The organism is Allosphingosinicella sp. (genome assembly GCF_035626655.1).
Taxonomy (GTDB): domain Bacteria; phylum Pseudomonadota; class Alphaproteobacteria; order Sphingomonadales; family Sphingomonadaceae; genus Allosphingosinicella.
The window spans coordinates 26,526-48,110 of record NZ_DASPNF010000012.1; the positions used below are offsets into that span (position 1 = coordinate 26,526).

Annotated in this window: 19 protein-coding genes; 12 read left to right on the forward strand and 7 right to left on the reverse strand. The window is 68.9% G+C overall.

All coding sequences use genetic code 11. The annotated features are described in order from the left end of the window. Positions 1 to 20 precede the first annotated feature (20 nt). From VEC11_RS11845 to VEC11_RS11855, 3 genes are read left to right on the forward strand one after another with little or no spacing between them, the layout of a single operon-like run. Positions 21 to 512: a DUF2314 domain-containing protein gene (locus VEC11_RS11845; protein WP_464131485.1), complete on the forward strand. Its 492-nt coding sequence runs from the start codon at positions 21 to 23 to the stop codon at positions 510 to 512. A 41-nt stretch (positions 513 to 553) separates the two neighbouring features. Then, positions 554 to 1,183 carry a trimeric intracellular cation channel family protein gene (locus tag VEC11_RS11850; RefSeq protein ID WP_464131487.1) on the forward strand — a complete coding sequence of 210 codons (630 nt, stop codon included), beginning with the start codon at positions 554 to 556 and terminating at the stop codon, positions 1,181 to 1,183. Between the two features lie 41 nt (positions 1,184 to 1,224). Next, on the forward strand, positions 1,225 to 1,812 hold the full coding sequence (locus tag VEC11_RS11855; protein WP_464131489.1) for an SRPBCC family protein: 588 nt from the start codon (positions 1,225 to 1,227) through the stop codon (positions 1,810 to 1,812). On the opposite strand, the gene VEC11_RS11860 is transcribed toward VEC11_RS11855, so the two are convergent. Next, positions 1,757 to 2,335, reverse strand: a complete 579-nt coding sequence (locus VEC11_RS11860; RefSeq protein WP_464131491.1) for an N-acetyltransferase family protein — start codon at positions 2,333 to 2,335, stop codon at positions 1,757 to 1,759. The two genes, VEC11_RS11855 and VEC11_RS11860, sit on opposite strands and share 56 nt — an antisense overlap. After that, positions 2,332 to 4,209 (reverse strand): signal peptide peptidase SppA, encoded by a 1,878-nt coding sequence (gene sppA, locus VEC11_RS11865; RefSeq protein ID WP_464131493.1) that lies wholly within the window; start codon positions 4,207 to 4,209, stop codon positions 2,332 to 2,334. The genes VEC11_RS11860 and sppA overlap by 4 nt, the downstream gene beginning before the upstream one ends. A 257-nt stretch (positions 4,210 to 4,466) precedes the next feature. Between sppA and groES the strand changes: the two genes are divergently transcribed. Then, the gene (gene groES, locus VEC11_RS11870; RefSeq protein WP_464131495.1) at positions 4,467 to 4,754 is read left to right on the forward strand and encodes a co-chaperone GroES; all 288 of its coding nucleotides are present in this window, start codon (positions 4,467 to 4,469) and stop codon (positions 4,752 to 4,754) included. A gap of 63 nt (positions 4,755 to 4,817) precedes the next feature. After that, positions 4,818 to 6,458 (forward strand): chaperonin GroEL, encoded by a 1,641-nt coding sequence (groL, locus tag VEC11_RS11875; RefSeq protein WP_464131497.1) that lies wholly within the window; start codon positions 4,818 to 4,820, stop codon positions 6,456 to 6,458. 61 nt (positions 6,459 to 6,519) lie between these two features. On the opposite strand, the gene VEC11_RS11880 is transcribed toward groL, so the two are convergent. Both VEC11_RS11880 and VEC11_RS11885 read right to left on the reverse strand, forming a co-directional pair. Beyond that, the gene (locus tag VEC11_RS11880) at positions 6,520 to 6,774 is read right to left on the reverse strand and encodes a hypothetical protein (RefSeq protein WP_464131499.1); all 255 of its coding nucleotides are present in this window, start codon (positions 6,772 to 6,774) and stop codon (positions 6,520 to 6,522) included. A gap of 129 nt (positions 6,775 to 6,903) precedes the next feature. Next, the gene (locus VEC11_RS11885; protein WP_464131501.1) at positions 6,904 to 7,182 is read right to left on the reverse strand and encodes a circumsporozoite protein; all 279 of its coding nucleotides are present in this window, start codon (positions 7,180 to 7,182) and stop codon (positions 6,904 to 6,906) included. A 251-nt stretch (positions 7,183 to 7,433) separates the two neighbouring features. Here VEC11_RS11885 and VEC11_RS11890 point away from each other — a divergent pair, with 251 nt between their 5' ends. The 5 genes from VEC11_RS11890 to VEC11_RS11910 all read left to right on the forward strand — a co-directional run bounded on the left by VEC11_RS11890 (position 7,434) and on the right by VEC11_RS11910 (position 14,282). Continuing rightward, on the forward strand, positions 7,434 to 8,387 hold the full coding sequence (locus VEC11_RS11890) for an ArsR/SmtB family transcription factor (protein WP_464131503.1): 954 nt from the start codon (positions 7,434 to 7,436) through the stop codon (positions 8,385 to 8,387). 703 nt (positions 8,388 to 9,090) lie between these two features. Next, positions 9,091 to 10,023, forward strand: a complete 933-nt coding sequence (metF, locus tag VEC11_RS11895; RefSeq protein WP_464131505.1) for a methylenetetrahydrofolate reductase [NAD(P)H] — start codon at positions 9,091 to 9,093, stop codon at positions 10,021 to 10,023. Beyond that, positions 10,001 to 11,026: a homocysteine S-methyltransferase family protein gene (locus VEC11_RS11900; RefSeq protein ID WP_464131507.1), complete on the forward strand. Its 1,026-nt coding sequence runs from the start codon at positions 10,001 to 10,003 to the stop codon at positions 11,024 to 11,026. Before metF ends, VEC11_RS11900 begins: the two co-directional genes overlap by 23 nt. Before the next feature lie 53 nt (positions 11,027 to 11,079). Next, positions 11,080 to 13,674 carry a methionine synthase gene (metH, locus tag VEC11_RS11905; protein WP_464131528.1) on the forward strand — a complete coding sequence of 865 codons (2,595 nt, stop codon included), beginning with the start codon at positions 11,080 to 11,082 and terminating at the stop codon, positions 13,672 to 13,674. A gap of 203 nt (positions 13,675 to 13,877) precedes the next feature. After that, positions 13,878 to 14,282: a hypothetical protein gene (locus VEC11_RS11910; protein ID WP_464131509.1), complete on the forward strand. Its 405-nt coding sequence runs from the start codon at positions 13,878 to 13,880 to the stop codon at positions 14,280 to 14,282. Positions 14,283 to 14,386: 104 nt separating this feature from the next. Here the strand turns inward: VEC11_RS11910 and VEC11_RS11915 are convergent, their stop codons facing one another. Beyond that, positions 14,387 to 15,847: a transglutaminase-like domain-containing protein gene (locus VEC11_RS11915; RefSeq protein ID WP_464131511.1), complete on the reverse strand. Its 1,461-nt coding sequence runs from the start codon at positions 15,845 to 15,847 to the stop codon at positions 14,387 to 14,389. A 196-nt stretch (positions 15,848 to 16,043) separates the two neighbouring features. Here VEC11_RS11915 and VEC11_RS11920 point away from each other — a divergent pair, with 196 nt between their 5' ends. Then, positions 16,044 to 16,991 (forward strand): right-handed parallel beta-helix repeat-containing protein, encoded by a 948-nt coding sequence (locus VEC11_RS11920; RefSeq protein WP_464131513.1) that lies wholly within the window; start codon positions 16,044 to 16,046, stop codon positions 16,989 to 16,991. 145 nt (positions 16,992 to 17,136) lie between these two features. After that, complete coding sequence (locus VEC11_RS11925) at positions 17,137 to 19,176, forward strand: protein-disulfide reductase DsbD family protein (protein ID WP_464131516.1); 2,040 nt, start codon at positions 17,137 to 17,139, stop codon at positions 19,174 to 19,176. Here VEC11_RS11925 and VEC11_RS11930 read toward each other — a convergent pair. Then, positions 19,163 to 19,786 (reverse strand): hypothetical protein, encoded by a 624-nt coding sequence (locus tag VEC11_RS11930; protein ID WP_464131518.1) that lies wholly within the window; start codon positions 19,784 to 19,786, stop codon positions 19,163 to 19,165. The genes VEC11_RS11925 and VEC11_RS11930 overlap by 14 nt on opposite strands. A 20-nt stretch (positions 19,787 to 19,806) precedes the next feature. After that, positions 19,807 to 21,471, reverse strand: coding sequence for an amidohydrolase (locus tag VEC11_RS11935; RefSeq protein ID WP_464131520.1), 1,665 nt, complete (start codon positions 21,469 to 21,471; stop codon positions 19,807 to 19,809). Positions 21,472 to 21,585: the final 114 nt, after the last annotated feature.

A 21,585-nucleotide genomic window follows, 5' to 3' on the forward strand; every position in this document is an offset into this window, starting at 1 on the left:
GGCGTCGGAAAGGGGGCGGGATGCACGGGTTTGCGACCCTCGCGACGGTGCTGCTGCTTGCCGGCAGCGGCAATGCCGTCGCCGCGCAACGCCAGTCGCCGCGCGGCGAGCATGAGCGGATCGTCGACGTCGAGGCCGGCGACACCGAGATGAATGCGGCCAAGGCGCGCGCCATCGCCGAGCTGCCGGACTTTTATCGCCACCTCGCCCGCCCCGGCGCTGGCGAGGAGCAGTTCATGATCAAGTTCGACATCCTGCCCGGCGATGGCGTCGAATATGTCTGGGCAGGCAATCTCGACCGCTCGACCCGTCCGATGACCGGGACGCTGGTCAGTCATCCGGAAGCCACCCGGGACCGGGCCGGCGACCGCGTTTCGATCGCGGACGACGACGTCATCGACTGGATCTACTTTCGCAACGGCGTCGCGCAGGGTGCCTATACCCAGCGCGTTCTGCTCGACCGGATGCCGCCGGCCGACGCCGCGGAGCTCCGCGCCAATATGGGGTGGTAGGGCGAGGCTGACGGGAGCCGCGGGAGGGCGTAGGAAGCGCCATGCCCACCGCCACGCTGCCCGCCGCGCTCGGCCCGATCCTCGATTTCCTCGACATGGCGGGGATCGCGGTGTTCGCGCTGTCGGGCGCGCTGCTCGCGGCGATGAAGAAGCAGACGATCGTCACCTTCTGCTTCTTCGCCGTGGTGACGGGTGTCGGCGGCGGGACGGTGCGCGACTTGCTGATCGGCGCACCCGTCTTCTGGGTGCGGGAGAATGCGATCCTGCTGATCTGCCTCGGCGCGGCCTTCGCCGTCTGGGGGCTCCCTGCCAAACTCTGGAAGGGGAGGACGCTGGACTGGCTCGATGCCATCGGCCTCGCCGCCTACGCCACGTTCGGCGCCGCCAAGGCGCTGGCCTTCGGCATTGCCCCTCTCCCGGCCTTCGCGATGGGCGTGATCACCGGCTGCGTCGGCGGCATCGTCCGCGACGTGCTCGCCGGCGAGCCCTCGATCCTGCTCCGCCCCGAACTCTACGTCACCGCCGCGGCCTTGTCCGCCGCGCTGTTCGTGGGCCTAACCCAAGCCGGCGTCGAGCCCGGTCTCGCAGCCTTGGTCGCCGCCATCGCGGGCTTCGCGATTCGCGGCCTCGCCATCCTGCGCGGCTGGGCATTGCCCGGCTATCGGCGATAAGGCCACTTGACTTGATTGAACGTTCAATCAAAGCTGCGGCCATGCTGAGACTCGCCCTTGCCGCCCTGCTCTTCCTCGCTCCTGCCGGGGTCGCCGCGCAGGATGTCACCATGGACGAACGCCGCGAGGCGGACGGGACCACGACGCTCTCGCATGCGATCGTCATCGACGCGCCGGCGGCCGAGGTCTGGGCCGCGGTCTCCAGCGCCGCGGGCTGGCGCACCTGGGCGGTGCCGATCGCCTGGGATTCGCCGGTCGAGCCGGACACGATCGAGACCAGCTATTCTCCGAATGCGCAGCCCGGCGATCCGACGACGATCCGCCAACGCATCCTCGCCAGGATCCCCGGCCGGTTGATCGTCTTCCGAACGGTCAAGGCGCCGGAGGGCTTCCCGCATTTCGAGACCTTCGCGCGCACGACCGGCTTCATGGAAGTGGAACCGCTCGGCGAGCGCCGCACGCGCGTGCGAGTCACCGGGACGGGCTATCCCGACACGGAGGCGGGCCGGACGGTCCTCGGCTTCTTCCGCGACGGCAACCGCGTCTCGCTGGAAAGCCTGCGCCAGCGCTTCGTCAGCGGTCCGAGGGACTGGTCGGCGCAGCCGAATCTCGGCGCCAGATCGCACTAACCGGCTTCGGCTCGTCCGGCGGGGTGGAGAGCGGCGCCAGCGCTCGCTGCCACAGCCCGACGCTGTGCCAGCCGTCCTGCTTGAAGCCGACCTCCTCATAGGCGCCGACCTTCCGGAAGCCGAACCGCTCGTGCAGCACCACGCTGGCGGGGTTCGGCAGGGTGATCGCGGCGATCGCCTGGGCATAGCCCTGCGCCTCCAGCAACGGCAGCAAAGTGCGGTAGAGGGCCGAACCGATCCCCTGGCCGTGCGCGCCCTCGGCGACATAGACCGTCGTCTCCACCGCGAACCGATAAGCGGGCCGCGTCCGGAAGGCGGCGGCATAGGCATAGCCGAGGAGCGCTCCTCCATCATCGCAGGCGGCGAGCCAGGGATAAAAGTCGCCGCCCTCCGCCATGCGCCGCGCGATCTCGTCCGCATCCGGCGCCTCCGTCTCGAACGAGACGACGCTGCCGGTCACATAAGGCGCATAGATGGAGGCGATCGCCGCCGCGTCGTCCGCGGTGGCGGCCCGGACCTTCACCGCGCCAGCGCGGCGAACAGCCGGAGCGGCCAGCTGCCGCCCGTCTCCGCGCGCAGGCGCGGGATCGGCGCCACCGCCGGGCATTCGAGGCAGCGGGCCTGGATGGCCGGGCCGGCGAGCAGCCCCTGCGCCTCGTACAGGGCCCGTTCGAGCAGCGCCTGCGGCCGCTGCGCCAGGCGGCTGAAGACGTCGCGCGGCGCGCCCGCCGTGTCGCCCTCCGAGCCGGCGAGCAGCCTCGCGAGGAAGCCGGGGCGGCGCTCGAGATAGGTGGCCCGTGCCTCGTTCGGATCGAGCCCGGCGCGCCGTGCGGCCTCGCGCACCGCGTCGTCCAGCCCGCCGAACCGGTCGACGAGGCCGAGCTGCCGTGCCGCGCCGCCGCTCCACACCCGGCCCTGCGCGATCTCGTTGACCCGCTCCGGGCTCAGCCGCCGGGCCTGCGCGACCAGCTGGATGAAGCGCCGGTAGGTGCCGTCGATTCCGGTCTGCAGCAGCCGGCTGGCCTCGGGCGAGGGCCCGCGGAAGATGTCCGGCTCGCCCGAAAGCGGCGTCGTGCGCACCCCGTCCACGCCGATATTGAGGTTCCTGAGCGCGCCCTCGAAGCTCGGCAGGATGCCGAACACGCCGATCGAGCCGGTGATCGTCGAAGGTTCGGCGAAGATGACGTCGCCCGCGGTCGCCACCCAATAGCCGCCCGAGGCCGCCACCGAGCCCATCGAGATCACCACCGGCAGCCCCCGTTCCCTGGCCGCCAGCACCGCCCGCCTGATCCGCTCCGAAGCGAGCACCGAGCCGCCCGGAGAATCCACCCGCACCACCAGCGCCCTGAGGTCGCCGCTCTCGAGCCCGTGCTCCAGCGCCTCGGCGATCGTGTCGCCGCCCGCCGTGCCCGGCCCGGCATGGCCGTCGACGATCGTGCCGGCAACGGTGAGGATGCCGATCCGGCCGCCCTCGGCGGTGACGTCATGCTCGTCGGCCCAGGCCTCGTAATGGACGGCATTGTAGCCGCCGGGCAGCCGCTCATTGTCGTTGCCGACCAAAGCGGCCATGCGCCGGCCGAAGGCGGCGCGGTCGCCAAGCTGGTCGACCAGGCCGGCATCGCGCGCTGCCCGTGCCATGTCGCCGCCGGCGGCGTCGATGAAGGCCTGCGGATTGGCGGCCCATTCGCGCACGCGCGCCCGCGGCCGGGCGCGGCTCACATCCTCCTGCCAGAACTCCCAGAGCGTGTTGGCCAGGGCCTGCGCGGCGGTGCGCGCCTCGGGCGACATGTCGCTCCGCGTATAGGGCTCGACCGCCGACTTGAATGCGCCGGCGCGGTAGACATGGGCGGTGATGCCGAGCCGCTGGAGCAGGCCCGCATAATAGAGGTTCGGGCGGCCGGGGCCGGTCAGCAGGACTGCGCCGAGCGGGTCGAGCCAGATCTCGTCGGCATGGGCAGCGAGCTGGTAGCCGTCGTCCGTATAGCCGGTCGAGTAGGCAACCACGCGCTTGCCCGAGCGGCGGACGCGGTCGAGCGCGGCGCCGACGTCGGTGATCGCGGTCTGGCCGCCGCCGACGAAGATGTCGAGGTCGAGCGCCACCGCCCGGATGCGGTCGTCCCTGGCCGCGGCGTCGAGCGCGCGGAGCAATTGGGCGACGCGATATTCGCGGACCGCCTGGCCGCCGCCCAGCGCCGCGGCGAAGGGATCGGCGCGCGACGGCTGCTCGACGATCGCGCCGGACAGGTTGAGCCGGAGCGCGCCCTCGCGGGCGCTGTCCTTGTAGGGGCTGACCGAGAGCGCGCTGTACAGCCCCCCGAAAAAGATCAGCAGCAGGATCAGGACCAGCCCGTCCTTGATTCCGACCAGAAGCTTCCACGCCTTACCGACGAACCGCATTACCAAGGCTCCGTAATCCCGTTCCGGCTAGCCTAGCGGCCGCGCGCTGTAAACGCGACCGGCGCCCCGGCCCGGTCCCTTTTCCCGGTCGGCCGGCCGCATATTGGTGGCTTCCGGCCCCGCCGGGGCCATAGCGGCAATAATCGGCTTTCGAGTCCTTGACCTGTCACGCCAAGTCCCTAAATCGCGCGCATTGGCACTCGGGGGGCCTGAGTGCTAACAACGCTATTCGCAATGCACATCAGAAAGGTGAAGGCATGAACTTTCGACCGCTCCATGACCGGGTGCTCGTCCGCCGCGTAGAGGCCGAGGAGAAGACGGCCGGCGGCATCATCATCCCCGACAGCGCCAAGGAAAAGCCGCAGGAGGGCGAAGTCGTCTCCGTCGGCACCGGCATCAAGGCCGAGGACGGCACCGTGACGCCGCTCGACGTCAAGGCCGGCGATCGCATCCTGTTCGGCAAATGGTCGGGCACCGAGGTGAAGATCGACGGCGAGGACCTGCTCATCATGAAAGAGAGCGACATCCTCGGCATCGTCGGCTGAGGCCCGTTCCCGCCCGACGTATCGTCAACTTCGTCAACTTCCAGATTTGAAAGGTAAGCCAACATGGCAGCCAAAGACGTACGCTTTTCGCGCGATGCCCGTGAGCGCATCCTGCGCGGCGTCGACATCCTCGCCGATGCGGTGAAGGTCACGCTCGGCCCCAAGGGCCGCAACGTCGTCCTCGACAAGAGCTTCGGCGCTCCCCGGATCACCAAGGACGGCGTCACTGTCGCCAAGGAGATCGAGCTGAAGGACAAGTTCGAGAATATGGGCGCGCAGATGCTGCGCGAGGTCGCGTCGAAGACCAACGACCTCGCCGGCGACGGCACCACCACCGCCACCGTGCTCGCCCAGTCGATCGTCCGTGAGGGCATGAAGTCGGTTGCGGCCGGCATGAACCCGATGGACCTGAAGCGCGGCATCGATCTCGCCGTCACCAGGGTCGTCGAGGACCTCAAGGGCCGCTCCAAGCCGGTCTCCGGCTCCAACGAGATCGCCCAGGTCGGCATCATCTCGGCCAATGGCGACACCGTCGTCGGCGAGAAGATCGCCGAGGCGATGGAGAAGGTCGGCAAGGAAGGCGTGATCACCGTCGAGGAGGCCAAGGGCCTCGAGTTCGAGCTGGACGTGGTCGAGGGCATGCAGTTCGACCGCGGCTATCTCAGCCCCTATTTCATCACCAACCCGGAGAAGATGCAGGTCGAGCTCAGCGACCCCTACATCCTGATCCACGAGAAGAAGCTCTCCAACCTCCAGGCGATGCTTCCGATTCTCGAGGCGGTGGTGCAGTCGGGCCGTCCGCTGCTGATCATCGCCGAGGACATCGAGGGCGAGGCGCTCGCCACGCTCGTCGTCAACAAGCTGCGCGGCGGCCTCAAGGTCGCGGCCGTCAAGGCGCCGGGCTTCGGCGATCGCCGCAAGGCGATGCTCGAGGACATCGCCATCCTGACCGGCGGCGAGATGATCTCCGAGGATCTCGGCATCAAGCTCGAGAACGTCACCGTTGGCATGCTCGGCCAGGCCAAGCGCGTCACCATCGACAAGGACAACACCACGATCGTTGACGGCGCCGGCGACGGCGACGGCATCAAGGGCCGGGTCGAGGCGATCCGCGCGCAGATCGAGACGACCACCAGCGACTATGACCGCGAGAAGCTCCAGGAGCGCCTCGCCAAGCTCGCCGGCGGCGTTGCCGTGATCAAGGTCGGCGGCTCGTCCGAGATCGAGGTGAAGGAGCGCAAGGACCGCGTCGACGACGCGCTCCACGCCACCCGCGCAGCCGTCGAGGAGGGCATTGTGCCCGGTGGTGGCACCGCTCTCCTTTACGCCACCAAGGCGCTCGAGGGCATGACCGGCGCGAATGACGACCAGACCCGGGGCATCGACATCGTCCGCCGCGCGCTGCAGTCGCCGATCCGCCAGATCGCCGAGAATGCGGGCCATGACGGCGCCGTCGTCGCCGGCAAGCTGATCGACGGTTCGGACCAGACCCTGGGCTTCAACGCCCAGACCGAGGTCTACGAGAATCTGGTCGCGGCCGGCGTGATCGACCCGACCAAGGTCGTCCGCACCGCGCTCCAGGACGCCGCCAGCGTCGCGGGCCTGCTCATCACCACCGAGGCGGCGGTGAGCGAGCTGCCCGAGGACAAGCCGGCCCCCGCCATGGGCGGCGGCATGGGCGGCATGGGCGGGATGGACTTCTAGTCCGCCGCCCGGCATTCAGTCGAAATGGAAGGGGCCGGGGCGGCGACGCTCCGGCCCTTTTCTATTGAGCGTTGCCGGCGCTGTTGCCCGGCGCGGCCGCGTTGGGGGCGCCGTTTGCCGGCGCGGCCTCCTCGGCGGGCAGCTCGGCCTGGTTCACCGTCGCATCGTCGGCCGAGGTGTCGTAGACACCGTTGTCGAGCATGTTCGCGGCCGCGTTCAGCCGCGCGTCGTCGCTGGCATTGTCGCCGCCGCGATTGCAGGCGGCGAGGCCCGCCACCAGCAACAGCGCCCAGATCGTGGTCAGGCCCTTCCTCATTGCGTCTTTCTCCCGCCCCCGGAAACCCACCGAAGGCAATCTGCCCGAACGCGCGGCAAAGAAAAAGGGCCGCGCATCACGTGGATGCGCGACCCTGTTCCCGAATGGGGCGGCGGACCGCCCTGGTTCTTAGTGGCCAGCAGCGCTGTTGGTCGCGTTGTCCGCAGCCGACATCGCCGAGTTGGCGGCGTCCTGGGCAGCGGCGCTCGCCTGGTTGGCAGCCGCGCTCACCTCGTTGGTGACGGCCGCAGCAGCGTTCTGCGCGTCCGAGGCGGCCTGGTTCATCGTGTCGGAGGCGTTCTGCATCGCGTTCGCCTGCTCGGTGGCCGCATTGTTGGCGGCGCCGCCGCCGCAAGCGGCGAGAGCGAAGGTCGAGGCGAGGACAACGGAAAGAGCGATCTTCTTCACTGGGAATTCCTTCAGTTGAATAGCGGGTTGCGAGGGAACCAAGGTTCAGGCTGGAAGGCACCGCAAGCGGCCCGCAGGCCCCCTCATGGCCTACCAGCGCACGCGATATTATTGCATCGAAACGCCCGAGTCTAGCCTTCTCTACCAAGGAGGTTGTGAAACAGGGAAAGGCTGTTTCCACGCCCCGCGCGGCGACGGCTGCGGCCCGCCTGCCTTGACCCGGATATAAAGATATCTTTATGTCCTGAACCATGGCTCAGCCCTCACGTATCTTCGCCGCACTTGCCGATCCGACCCGGATGCGGATCCTGATGCTGCTGCGCGCCATGGAGCTCAGCGTCGGCGAGCTCGCCCAGGTGTTGGGCCAGAGCCAGCCCCGCGTCTCGCGCCATGTAAAGATCCTGATCGACGCCGGCCTCGCCGAGCGGCGCAAGGAGGGCAGCTGGGTGTTCCTGAGCCTCGGCCCGCGCCGGCGGATCGAGCCGCTCTTCTCGCTCGTCGACCGCTGGGCGGAGCTGGACGGCGAGAACCCCTGGACCGCCGCCGACGCCGCCCGCCTCACTGCCGTCCGCGCCGACCGCGCCGCCGCCGCCGAGCGCTATTTTGCCGGCCATGCCGCGGACTGGGATGCGCTGCGTTCGCTCCACGTCGCCGAGAGCGAGGTCGAGGCGGCGATCGCGCGGGCGCTGAAGGACCGGCCGATCGGCCGCCTCGTCGACATCGGCACCGGCACCGGCCGGATGCTGGAGCTGTTCGGTCCCGGCGCGGAAAAGGCGCTCGGCATCGACCGCAGCCCGGAAATGCTCCGTCTCGCCCGCGCCAAGCTGGCCGAGGCCGAGCTCGACGCGGACCTGCGCCAGGGCGACATGTACGCCTTGCCGCTCGGCGCCGATTCCGCCGACACCGTGCTCATCCACCAGGTCCTCCACTATGCGCAGAACCCGGCCGCGGCGGTGGCCGAGGCGGCGCGGCTGCTGAGCCCGGGCGGCCGGCTGGTCATCGTCGACTTCGCCCCCCACGAGCGCGAGGAATTGCGCAGCGCCGACGCCCATGTCCGGCTCGGCTTCGCCGACGAGGCGATGCTCAAATATTTCGAGGAAGCCGGCCTTGCGGGCCGCGTCCTCGAGCATCTCGAGGGCGGCGAGCTGACCGTGACGCTCTGGCTCGGCGAGCGCCCTGAGCAGAGGCTCAAGGTCGTCGCCTGAATTCTGGGGAGGGGTGCTGAACAGACAAGAAAGAGCCCAGTTGCACGCACCGGCTCTGTCAGCATTGTGCTATATTAAAACGGGTGCCTCAATCACCACTATTCTACGAAAACAAAAAAATCCCCGCACAATCCAAGGCCTATTCTCCTGCCTTTAATCTCCAATATCACGTCTCTATCGGGTGGAGGTTCATCATAAACCCGGCCACTTATCGTCATCATCTCCGGCCCGCCGTCTCGGAGGCGTGCGATAATCGTGGGCGGCAAAGAAACGCTGACGCAATTTCCGTCCGGAAGACGCAGACTTCCCATGACGGCATGGGCGGCCGGTTCAGCGGTCATGATTCCCTGAAGCGTGCAAAATCTCGCTGTGGCGCACGCTTGGTGGGTGGTGGCTGGCGGCGTCACCGTCGTGCAGCCGCCAAGCGAACCCGTCAGAGCCACCGCGCTCGCTATGAAATACGAGCGAAACATTAGCGACGGCGACATATATTCGATCGAGTGAGAGCCCCTCTACTATTGGCGCCTGATCCTTGGGCTCCTCTACGCTCCCAGTCTCCCATATATCCCTCCAGCGCGCCCCGCTCTGAACTTGACAATGGCGACCCTGAATGCTGCCGGACCTGGTAAGTGCCGCTAGAAGAAAACATTGCAAGCGCCCGCATTAACTTGACGGATATAAAGATATCTTTATATCCGCAAATATGAACCCGAACCCCTCCTCCGCCGAGCCCGGCCGACACTTGTTCGAGGATCTGGCGGGCGATATCGCGGTGAGCTTCGAATTCTTCCCGCCGAAGACGGCGAAGATGGAGGAGACGCTCTGGGAGAGCGTGAAGATGCTGGAGCCGCTCGCGCCCCGCTTCGTCTCCGTCACCTATGGCGCCGGCGGCTCGACCCGCGAGCGCACCCACGCGACGGTGGCGCGAATCCAGCGCGAGACCAGCCTGCAGGCGGCCGCCCACCTCACCTGCGTCGAGGCGAGCCGCGGCGAGATCGACGACATCGCCCGCGCTTATTGGGAGGCGGGCATCCGCCATATCGTCGCTTTGCGCGGCGACCCGCCCGAGCAGGGCAAGGCCTTCGCGCCGCATCCGGACGGCTATGCCAATGCCGCGGAGCTCGTCGCCGGCCTGAAGCAGGTGGCGCCCTTCGAGATTTCGGTCGGCTGCCATCCGGAATGCCATCCGGACGCGGTCAGCCCCGCGGCCGACCTCGACAATCTCAAGCGCAAGATCGACGCCGGCGCCGACCGGGCCATCAGCCAGTTCTTCTTCTCCGCCGACTGCTTCTTGCGCTTCCGCGACGCCGTGGCGGCCGCCGGGATCGATGCGGAGATCACCCCCGGCATCCTGCCCGTCTCCAACGTCGCCCAGACCCGCAAGTTCGCGGCGATGTGCGGGGCGAGCATCCCGTCCTGGCTCGACCGGCTGTTCGAAGGGCTGGACGACCTGCCCGCGGCGCGCCAGCTGGTCGCCGCCACCCTCGCCGCGGAGCTCTGCGGCGAGCTCTATGCCGGCGGGATCCGCGAATTCCACTTCTACACCTTGAACCGCGCCGAGCTCAGCTACGCCATCTGTCACCTGCTCGGCCTCAGACCCGGATCGGACCGCAATGACCGCCGCTGCGCAGCTTAGGGCGGCCGCGGCCGGCCGCATCCTCGTCAAGGATGGCGCCTACGGGACCCAGATCCAGGCAAGGAAGCTGGAGGCCGAGGATTATCGCGGCGCGATCGAGCTCGTGCGCGACCAGAAGGGCAATAACGACCTCCTGAACCTCAGCCGGCCGGACGTGGTCCGGTCGATCGCGCAGAGCTTCGCCGACGCCGGCGCCGACATCCTCGCCACCAACACCTTCAACGCCAACCGGATCAGCCAGGCCGATTACGGCGCCGAGCATCTGGTGAAAGAGATCAACCTCGAGGCGGCGAAGATCATCCGCAGCGTCGCCGACGCCGATCCCGCCCGCAAGCGCTGGGTCGCGGGCGCGCTCGGCCCGACCAACAAGACCCTGTCCCTTTCTCCCGACGTCAACGATCCCGGCTATCGCGAGGTCGATTTCGACTTCGTCTCCGACGTCTATGTCGAGCAGATCGAGGCCTTGCTGGAGGGCGGCGTCGACTTCATCCTGATCGAGACCGTGTTCGACACGCTGAACGCCAAGGCCGCGATCCACGCCGCCCGCCGCGTCGACCGCGCCGTGCCGCTCATGCTCTCCATGACGATCACCGACCTCTCCGGGCGAAACCTCTCGGGCCATTCGATCGAGAGCTTCTGGGCCTCGGTCCGGCACGCCGAGCCGGTGACGATCGGGCTCAACTGCTCGTTCGGCGCGGCGCAGCTGCGCGCCCATATCGCCGCGCTCTCGCCGGTCGCGGACACTCTGGTCATGGCCTACCCCAATGCCGGCCTGCCCAATGATCTCGGCGACTATGACGAGGCCGCGGCCGACACCGCCTGCCAGGTGCGGGAATGGTGCGAGCAGGGCATCGTCAACATCGTCGGCGGCTGCTGCGGCACCACGCCCGCCCATATCGCGGCGATCGCCGAGACGGTGGCGGGCTACGCGCCGCGCGCCATCCCGTCCGTCGAGCGCCGCACCCGCCTCGCCGGCATCGAGCCGATGATCCTGGCGGCCTGATCGTGGCGACCAATCCCGTGTCCGCTTTCGAGCCCGAGGCTGCCGACGAGGCGCTGCTGCGCAGCCGCTTCGTCAATATCGGCGAGCGCACCAATGTCACCGGCTCGGCCGCCTTCAAGAAGCTGATCATGGCCGACGATTATGCGAAGGCCGTGGAGGTCGCGCGCCAGCAGGTCGAGAATGGCGCGCAGGTCATCGACGTCAACATGGACGAGGGCCTGCTCGACGCCGAGGCGGCGATGGTCACCTTCCTGAACCTGATCGCCGCCGAGCCGGACATCGCCCGCGTGCCGATCATGATCGACAGCTCCAGGTGGAGCGTGATCGAGGCCGGCCTCAAATGCGTCTCCGGCAAGCCGATCGTGAATTCGATCAGCATGAAGGAAGGCGAGGAAGAGTTCCTCGCCCATGCCCGGCTGGTCCGCGACTATGGCGCCGCCGTCGTCGTCATGGCGTTCGACGAGACCGGCCAGGCCGACACGCTCCAGCGCAAGGTGGAGATTTGCGAGCGCGCCTACAAATTGCTCGTCGCCGACGGCTTCCCGCCCGAGGACATCATCTTCGATCCCAACATCTTCGCGGTTGCGACGGGGATCGAGGAGCATCGCCGCTACGCGATCGACTTCATCGAGGCGTGCCGCGAGATCAGGAAGCGCTGCCCGCACGTCCACCTCTCGGGCGGCCTCTCCAACCTGAGCTTCTCCTTCCGCGGCAACGAGCCCGTGCGCCGGGCGATGCACAGCGTCTTCCTCTATCATGCCATCCCCGCCGGGCTCGACATGGCGATCGTCAACGCCGGCCAGCTCGACGTCTACGACACGATCGACGCCGAATTGCGCGAGGCCTGCGAGGACGTGATCCTCGACCGGCGCGACGACGCCACCGAGCGGCTGGTCACGCTTGCCGAGAAATATCTGGGCAGCGATCCCGCGCGCGAGAAGGCCGAGGCGGAATGGCGCGGCTGGGACGTCGCCAAGCGCCTCGAACACGCTCTGGTCAAGGGCATCGACGCCCACATCGTCGACGACACGGAGGAGGCCCGCCAGGCCTTCCCGCGTCCGATCGAGGTGATCGAGGGGCCGCTGATGGACGGGATGAACGTCGTCGGCGACCTGTTCGGCTCGGGCAAGATGTTCCTGCCGCAGGTGGTGAAATCCGCCCGCGTGATGAAGAAGGCGGTCGCCCACCTCATCCCCTTTATCGAGGCGGAAAAGGAGAAATCGGGCGCGACCTCCGCCAAGGGCCGAATCGTGATGGCGACCGTGAAGGGCGACGTCCACGATATCGGCAAGAACATCGTCGGCGTGGTCCTGCAGTGCAACGGCTATGAGGTGATCGACCTCGGCGTGATGGTGCCCTGGCAGGATATCCTCAAGGCAGCGAACGAGAATGAGGCGGACATGATCGGCCTTTCCGGCCTGATCACCCCCTCGCTGGACGAGATGGTGACGGTGGCGACCGAGATGCAGCGCGAGAAGCTGGCGCTGCCCCTGCTGATCGGCGGCGCCACCACCAGCCGGGTCCACACCGCGCTCCGCATCGACCCGGCCTATGAAGGCCCGGTCATCCACGTGCTCGACGCCAGCCGCGCCGTCGGCGTTGCCTCGAGCCTGGTCTCCGACACCCAGCGCGACCCGCTCGTCGAGAAGACGCGCAGCGACTATCGCGAGATCCGAGAGACCCGCGCCAACAAGGGCCAGAACGAGCTGGCGACGCTCGAGGAAGCGCGCGCCAACCACTTTCCCTGGGATCCGTCGGGCAAGGCGCCATCCCCCGCCCGCCCCGGCATCCACAGCTTCAGCGACTGGCCGATCCGCGAGCTTCGCGACCATATCGACTGGACGCCCTTCTTTCGGGCCTGGGAGCTCGCCGGCAATTATCCTGCCATCCTCGACGATCCCGTCGTCGGCGAGAGCGCGCGCGGCCTGTTCCAGGACGCGCAGGCGATGTTCGACAGGATCATCGCCGAGCATTGGCTGCAGGTGAGCGGCCGCGTCGGCCTCTGGCGCTGCCGGCGGGAGGGCGACGATATCCTCGTCCTCGCCGGCAATAACTGGACCCGCGTGCCGATGCTCCGCCAGCAGGTGAAGAAGCGCGAGGGCCGCTCCAATATGTGCCTCGCCGACTTCATCGATCCGGACGGCGAGGACTGGATGGGCGGCTTCGCCGTCGCCGTCCACGGCATCGACCCGCACCTCGCCCGCTTCAAGGCCGAGCATGACGATTATTCGGACATCCTGCTGAAGGCGCTGGCCGACCGGCTCGCCGAGGCCTTTGCCGAGCGCCTGCACGGCCATGTCCGCGAATCCGTCTGGGGCTATGCCGGCACCGAGCACCTCACCAATCAGGATCTGATCCGCGAGAATTATACCGGCATCCGGCCCGCGCCCGGCTATCCGGCCTGCCCCGACCACAGCCTGAAGCCGATCCTGTTCGACATGCTCGGCGGCGACCCCGCCGGCGTCACCCTCACCGACAATTTCGCGATGCTGCCGACCTCCGCCGTCTCCGGCTTCTATTTCGGCCACCGCGACAGCCAGTATTTCGGAGTCGCCCGGATCGGCCCGGACCAGGTCGAGGATTATGCCGCGCGCCGCGGCGTCGACCTCGCGCAGGCGGAGCGCTGGCTGCGGCCGAATCTGGACTGACCCCGCCTGTGTGCTCCGGCGAAGGCCGGAGCGCCGGGTGAGCACGATTCGGTTCGCAAGAGGAGCCTGGTCTCGCAACGCTCCGGCCTTCGCCGGAGCACGAAACACCTGACGCTTCGAAACAAGACCCCTTCATCGGCGGTTAATCTGAAAAGGCACCTTCTGCAGCGACAGCAGGGGAAGGTTCGGAAGGGAGACGTGTCATGGGCTCTAAGCGCACTTTCGTTCTGATTGCCGCCGCCGCTGTGGCGGTTCCTTCCATCGCTTCCGGGCAGGACCGCGAGCAGCGCGTCACCGTCGTCGGCGCCGCCCAGGATCGCGAGCAGCGGGTTACCGTCATCGGCGCCGCGCAGGACCGCGAGCAGCGCGTGACCGTCATCGGGGCTGCCCAGGATCGTGAGCAAAGGGTGACCGTCATCGGCGCCGCGCAGGACCGCGAGCAGCGCGTCACCGTCATCGGCGCCGCCAATGACGGCCGCACCGCCAGCCGGTCGCAGGCCGACACACGGCTGCAGACCGTCCCCGTGGTCTATGAGGACGAGCCCGCTCCGGCCCCGGCGCCCGCTCCCGCGCGGACTCCGGCCCCGGCGCCCGCTCCGACCCGGTAAGATCGCTCTCCGTCATTGCGAGGAGCGTAGCGACGAAGCAACCCAGCGGATCCCCGGGACCGTTCCGGGTTGCTTCGCTCGCAATGACGTAGCTGCTGGCTGACTCAGCTGCCCGTCGCGGCGGGCCGCCGCCTCACCTCGACCATCGCCTCCCAGGCCAGCAGGCTGGCGAGCTGGCTCGCCGCCATGATCGAGCGCGCATCGCCGTCGCCGACGGTGAGCGCGATATGCGAGGAATCGAAGCGCTCCAGCGCAAGGTCGAAGCTCTTCCAGCGCCCGTCCACATAGGCGACCACCCAGGAGTGGGGCATGAAGCTATTGGCCGTGCCGAGGATCGGGACGCGCGAATAGGTCAGCCCGCTGACCACCCGCGTCGGGATCCCCGCCGCCCGGCCGAGCGCCGCGAGCAGCACCGCCGATTCGGTGCAGTCCCCGGCCCGGCGGTTCAGCGCCTCGAGCGCCGAGAAATGGCCGGCATAATCGACCCGCGGGATCAGCGGCACCGCGCGGGAGCGCAGCATCTCCATCTTGCGCGTCTCCGAGACCTGCAGCCGCGCCACCGGCATGGCGAACGCCTGCAGGCGGGGATGGTCGCTCTGCAGCCAGGCGGTCGGCCGCCGGGCGTCGGCGAGGCTCGCGGCATCGGTCGCCAGCCCGGGGCCGCAGGTCTGGCAGATGTCGACCACCACCTGGTCGCCCTCGGTCCGCACCCGTTGCTCGCCCGTCTCGGGCAACGGGAATTGCAGATTGTCGCGGAAGGAGAAGCGGAACCGCAAATGCCCGAAGATCGACTCGTCGGGCACGCGATAGGGCGCGCGCACCATCGCGTTGGTCATCACCTGATAGGGCTGATGCGGCCGCAAGGCGGTCGCGCGGTCGGTGAGCCGGGTGCTGACATAATTGCCGAACATCGGCTGGGCGATCGTCACGATCCGCCCCTGGCGATCGAGCAGCAGCCGCGCTACCGCCCTCAGCTCCGTCCCGTCATAGCGCGTCCTGAGCACCGGGACGTGCCCCTCCGCGTCGGGTGCGCCGCCGTTCAGCGGCACGATCACCACGCGCTCGGGCGCCATGGAGACGATGTTGAAGTTGAAGAATTCGAGCCGCGGTATGGCGCGCATGTCCCAGCCGGGCAGCAGCCCCTCGCCGCCGTCGAAGCGGATGCCCGGCGGCAGCGGCACGCGGAGCGTCCGCCGGTCCCGGTGCGCGACGCGGACGATCTCGGCGACGTCGCCGGCGATGCGGACCTCGATCGTCGATTCGATCAGGCCCATGCGCGAGGAGTCGCTGATCGAGACCACCCGACCCGACCGGTCCAGTCTGGTCACGCTGCGCTCGCTGATCCGGCGCGTCGGATCGCCCGGGTCGCGCACCCGCACCTGGCTATAGTCGATCACCTGCCGTCCCTCGGGCGTGTCGACGATCTCGCGCGAGGCGTAGCCGATCCGCTCGCCATTCTCGGCGGCGATCGCGTACCAGCTGGTTTCCGGTGCGGCCGGCGTGGCGGCCTGGGCGCCCCCCAGGAGGGGTGCCATGGCAAGCAGGTAGAAGGCCGATCGCTTCATCACGCCCACCTCGTCATTCCAGCGGCCACTGGAATCCCACTTCTTTCCTGAAGGCAACATGAAGGCAACGAGATTCCGGCTTCCGCTGGAATGACGGCGGTAATTCCGGGCGCCGGCTCGTCCCGATCCGGGTCACCATTTTGTTAACCCCGTTCCGGCCTCGACACGAACGCCGCGGCGGGTCACTTCGCTACGCATGAACCGGCTTTACCTCGCCTTGCTCGCGCTTGCCTGCATCGCCGTCGCGGCGACGCCGCTGCCCGCCCAACCGGCCGGCGCGCCCTTCACCATCCAGGAGAGCGGCGAGACCTTCGACAATCTCGCCGATGCGGTCGCCGCGGTCGGCGGCGGCAACGGCACGATCATGATCGCGCCGGGCACCTACCGGATGTGCGCGGTGCAGAATGCGGGCCGCGTCGCCTATGTTGCCCGCACGCCCGGCACCGTGGTCTTCGACGGCGTCGCCTGCGAGAGCAAGGGCGCGCTCGTCCTCAACGGCGAGGCCGCGCGGGTCGAGGGCATCACCTTCCAGAACATCCGCGTCGAAGACCGGAACGGAGCCGGCATCCGCCTCGAATCGGGCGATCTGCTGGTCCGCGAAAGCCTGTTCCGCGATGGCGAGAACGGCATCCTCGTCGCCAATGACGCGAGCGGCACGATCCGCGTCGATCAGTCGACCTTCTCCGAGCTCGGCGGCTGCCCGGAAGATCTCGGCTGCTCCCACTCCATCTACAATAGCGGCACCGGTACTTTGATCGTTACCCGCAGCCGCTTCGAGCGCGGCACCGGCGGCCACTATGTGAAGAGCCGCGGCACCCGGATCGAGGTGACCGATTCGAGCTTCGACGACAGCCAGGGCCGCGCCACCAACTACATGATCGACCTCTCCAACGGGGCCACCGGCACGATCGCCCGCAACACCTTCGTGCAGGGCGAGAACAAGGAGAATTACAGCGCCCTGATCATGGTCGCGGCCGAGGGCCGGCAGCACAGCTCGGAAGGCCTCGCCATCACCCAGAACGAGGCCGGGCTGGTCCCGGGCCTGCAGCGCCGCACCTCCTTCGTCGCCGACGAAAGCGGCCAGCCGCTGACCATCGAGAACAACCGCCTCGACCCCCAGATCACCCGCCTCGAGCGGCGTTAGCTTCCACTGGGTCATCGCGGCGAAGGCCGGGACCCATGGACACCAGGCAGGACGGGAGAGGCGGCAATGATGTCGCCTCCCTGCAAAGCCCCTTGCGCATGGGTCCCGGCTTCCGCCGGGATGACTCCTCCAATATAGCCGCCGCATGAATCGCCTCTGGGCCCTGCTCCTCCTGCCCCTTCTGCTGCTGCTCGCCGTTCCGGCCCAGGCGCAGCCGCAGGGCCGCGGGCCGCACATGCAGGTGAGCCTCGCCGCGGAGACCGCGGCGGTGCAGCCCGGGACGAGGCTCACCCTCGCCTTCGTGATGCGGCCGCAGCAGGGCTGGCATGGCTATTGGCGCAACCCCGGCGATGCCGGCGCGGAGCCGCGCGTCCGCTGGCGGCTGCCCGAGGGCTGGCGCGCCGGGCCGCTGCAATATCCCGTGCCGCACCGGCTGATCGCGCTCGGCCTGATGAACTATGTCTACGAGAGCGACCATGCCCTGCTCGTCGCCATCGAGGTCCCGCCCGAGGCCGAGCCGGGCGTCGTCTTCCCGATCGACGCACGGCTCGATTACCTGATCTGCACGACCGAAATCTGCGTGCCCGAGACCGCGAATGTCACCGTGCAGGTGACCACCGGCCGGCCGGGCGCGCGCAACCCGGCCTTCGACCGGTACCGCGCCGCCTTGCCCCGGCCGATCGCCGAGCCGGCCCGCTTCGCGGTCGCGGGTGGCCGGCTCCGCCTCGCTATCCCGCTCAGCGCGGGGACGCCGCTGCCCGATCCCTATGTCTATGTCGCCAACACCGACACGATGCGGCACGGCGCGCCGGAGGCGATCTCGCGCAGCGGCGACCTGCTGATCGTCGAGGCGAGCGCGGGCCTGCGCGCGGCCCAGCAGCAGAGCATCGAGGGCGTGCTTCAGCTCGCCGCCGGCAACGGCCTCGCCTTCACCGCCCGCCCGGGCGACGTGCCCGCGGCCGGCACCCCGGTCGCCCAGCGCGGCATGGCGGCGCCCGGCGCTAGCGGCGTCGAGGGCACCGGCTTCCTCGCCGCCCTGCTCGGCGCCCTGCTCGGCGGCCTGATCCTCAACATCATGCCCTGCGTCTTCCCGATCCTCAGCCTGAAGGCGCTGAATCTCGCCCGCGCCGGCGAGACGGAGGCGGCGGCGCGGCGCGAGGCCTTGGCCTACAGCGCCGGCGTGATCGCGACCTGTCTCGCGCTCGGGAGCCTGCTGCTGATCCTCAGGGCCAGCGGCGAGATGGTCGGCTGGGCCTTCCAGCTGCAGGATCCGAAGGTGATCCTGCTGCTGCTCCTCCTGGTCACCGCCATCGCGCTCAATCTCGCCGGCCTGTTCAACCTGCCGATGATCACCGGCGGCGGCAGGCTGGCCGGCAAGGAAGGCGCGGTCGGCGCCTTCTTCACCGGCGCCCTCGCCGCCTTCATCGCCACGCCCTGCACCGGCCCGTTCATGGGCGCGGCGCTCGGCGCGGCCCTGATCCTGCCCGCCTGGCAGGCGCTGGCCCTGTTCGCCGGCCTCGGCCTCGGGCTTGCTCTGCCCTTCTTCCTGCTCGGTTTCGTGCCGGCGCTCAGGAGGCGGCTGCCGAAGCCCGCCCTCTGGATGATGAAGCTGCAGCGCATCCTCTCCGTGCCGATGTTCCTGACCGCGCTCGGTCTCGCCTGGATTCTCGGCCGGCAGACCGGCGTCGACGGCATGACCCTCGGCCTTGCCGCCGCCTTGACCCTCGGCATCGCCCTGTGGTGGCTGGGCCGCGGCGGCCGCCTGCTCGCCTGGGCCCTGATCCTCGCCGCCGTCGCGGGCCCGGCCTGGCTGCTCCGCCCGCTCCCGCCCGAGGCGCGCGCCGCCGAGGGCCCGCTCCCCGCCGAGCCGTTCAGCGAGGCGCGCCTCGCCCAATTGCGCGCCGCGAACACGCCGGTCTTCCTCTATTTCACCGCCGACTGGTGCCTCACCTGCAAGGTCAACGAGCGCGGCGCCATGGCCTCGGCCGAGGTCGCCGCGCATTTCCGCGCCCGCGGCATCAAGGTGCTGGTCGGCGACTGGACGCTCGGCGACGCCGCGATCGGCCGCTTCCTGGAGGCGCAGGGCCGCTCCGGCGTGCCGCTCTACCTCTATTACGCCCCCGGCGCGCCGCAGCCGCAGGTGCTGCCACAAATCCTGACCACCGGCCAGCTCACCGCGCTGTAGGCCGCCCCATTTCAAAGTTCACGCGGCCGGGGCTGTAAAGTCGGTCGCAGAGCGCAAATAGCCGCCGGGAAGCAAGATCGGCCATGAGATAGCCGCCGATCCGTGCCCGAACGGGCGACGGCTCTGGGCCATCGCCCACTTCCCGATAGCGCCTCATACCGAACTGGATCGCAACCTGGGCAACGAAGTTGTCGCCGACACATCGTCTGGCGCGATCGAACCAGAAATGACGATCGGAAAAGCGCCAAATCCGGAAGGCTTCGATTAGGATTTCGTGGGTGTAGAGGTCCCGGAAAAAATCGACCGTGCTGTCGAAGCGCGCCCTTACCCGCTCGAAATCCCTATCGCCATGATAGGCCGCGAACATATCGATACGGTCCTGCGGAAGAGCTCGATAAATCCGGTCGACCATCTCGGTCAGCGACCGGGGCGGGCGGGCGCGTGAATCGAGGTTCAGGCCGAACGGAAGCGGGCGCGGATCCCACCCGATCCGGATTTCCACATTCTGCTCTCCTTCATCGTCCTGAGTCGGCGGTGGGTCGGCCTGCGCTGCTGCGGGTTGCCCAAGCGCCAGGGCCGCGAGCGGAAGGAAGATACCGGTCACACCCATCACACCACCTCCCGCTCAGCTCACCTTGCTGTAGCACTCTCCCGCGCCCACACCCGCCGTCCCCCGACATAGGTCTCCAGCACCCGGGTCTCGCGGACCGCGCGCTGGTCGAGATTGGCGAAGATGTCGCGGTCGATGAAGATGAAGTCGGCGAAGCGGCCCGGCTCGAGCGTGCCCAGCCGGTCCTCGGCGAAGCTGGCGAAGGCGGCGCCGCGGGTGAAGCCGGCAAAGGCCTGCTCCATCGACAGGCGCTGCTGCGGGAACCAGCCGCCGGGCGGCTGCCCCTCCGCATCCTCGCGGCTCACCGCGGCGGCGAGGCCCGGAAAGGGGTTCGGGCTCTCGACCGGGAAGTCCGAGCCGAAGGCCAGCGGCACCCTATTCTCCAGCATCGAGCGCCAGGCATAGGCGCCGGCCAGCCGCTCCGCCCCCATCCGCGCTTCGGCCATCAGCCGGTCGGAGGTCTGGTGGGTGGGCTGCATCGAGGCGATGATCGAGTTGCGGGCGAAGCGCGGCAGGTCCGCGGGATCGACGATCTGGGCATGCTCGATCCGCCAGCGCCGGTCGCCTTTATAGGTGTCCGAAAGCTCCTCGATCGCGGCGAGCAGGGTCGCATTGGCCTGGTCGCCGATCGCGTGCACCGCGACCTGGAAATTGTCCATCGCCGCCCGGCTCATCTGGTTCTTGAGCTCGGTGTCGTTGAGCAGAGGCAGGCCGCGCTGGCCGGCCGCGTCGCGATAATCGGCCTTCAGCCAGGCCCCGCGCGAGCCGAGCGCACCGTCCAGATAGAGCTTCACGCCGACCATCCTGAGGCGCCCGTCATAGAGCCAGGGCGTCGGCCGCGTGCCCGCGACGGCGAGCAGATTGTCGATCCCCGAGGCGTAGGCGAAGATCCGCATGCGCAGCTGGCCGGCATCGCCGGCGCGGCGCATCACCGCCCAGTCCGCCGCGCTCGTCCCCATGTCGGCGGCGCTGGTGATGCCGAAGGAGAGCAGGATGTCCTGCGCCCGCTCCAGTGCCCGGTCGCGCTGCAGCGGCAAGGGCGGCGGCACGGCCCGCTCGATCAGGCTCATCGCCATGTCGACGAAGATGCCGCTCGGGTTGCGCCCGGTCCGCTCGATCCGGCCGCCCGAAGGGGCCTGCGTCGTCGCACTGATGTTCGCCTCGCGCATCGCCAGCGTGTTCGCCCAGCCGGCATGGCCGTCCACCCGCTCCAGCCAGACCGGCCGGTCGGCGACCGCGGCGTCGAGATCGGCGGCGGTCGGGAAGCGGCCGAGCCGCCAGCGCTCCTGGTTCCAGCCCCGGCCGACGATCCAGCGCGGCGTCGGATTGGCGGCGGCATAGGCGCGGATCCGCGCCTGCGCCTCCTGCAGGCTGTTCGTGTCGCTGAGGTCGATGAGCAGGGCGCCCATGCCGAGGCCCATGATGTGGCCGTGCGCGTCGATCAGGCCGGGGATCAGGGTCCGGCCGCGCCCGTCGATCCGGAAGGCGGTGCGCGACGGCCGCCGGTCGCCCGCCTCGAACAATTGCCGGACCTTGCCGTCGTCGCCGATCCACATCGCCTGGAAGCGGACCAGCCGGCCGTCCTCGCGCAGGGTGTAGCCGTTGACATTGTCGACGAGGATGTCGGCGGCGGCGGGGGCGGCGCCGAGGAGCAGCGCGGCGAGGAAAAGCATCAGTCGGATCATGACGTCAGGCGATAAGGCCTGTTTGGCCGCCGCGCCAGATGGTCCGCTCGTCGTCCGGCCCCCTTCCGGTCCGCGGTAACTTTTCCTATTCATAGGTGCGGAAGCGGGTCGTCC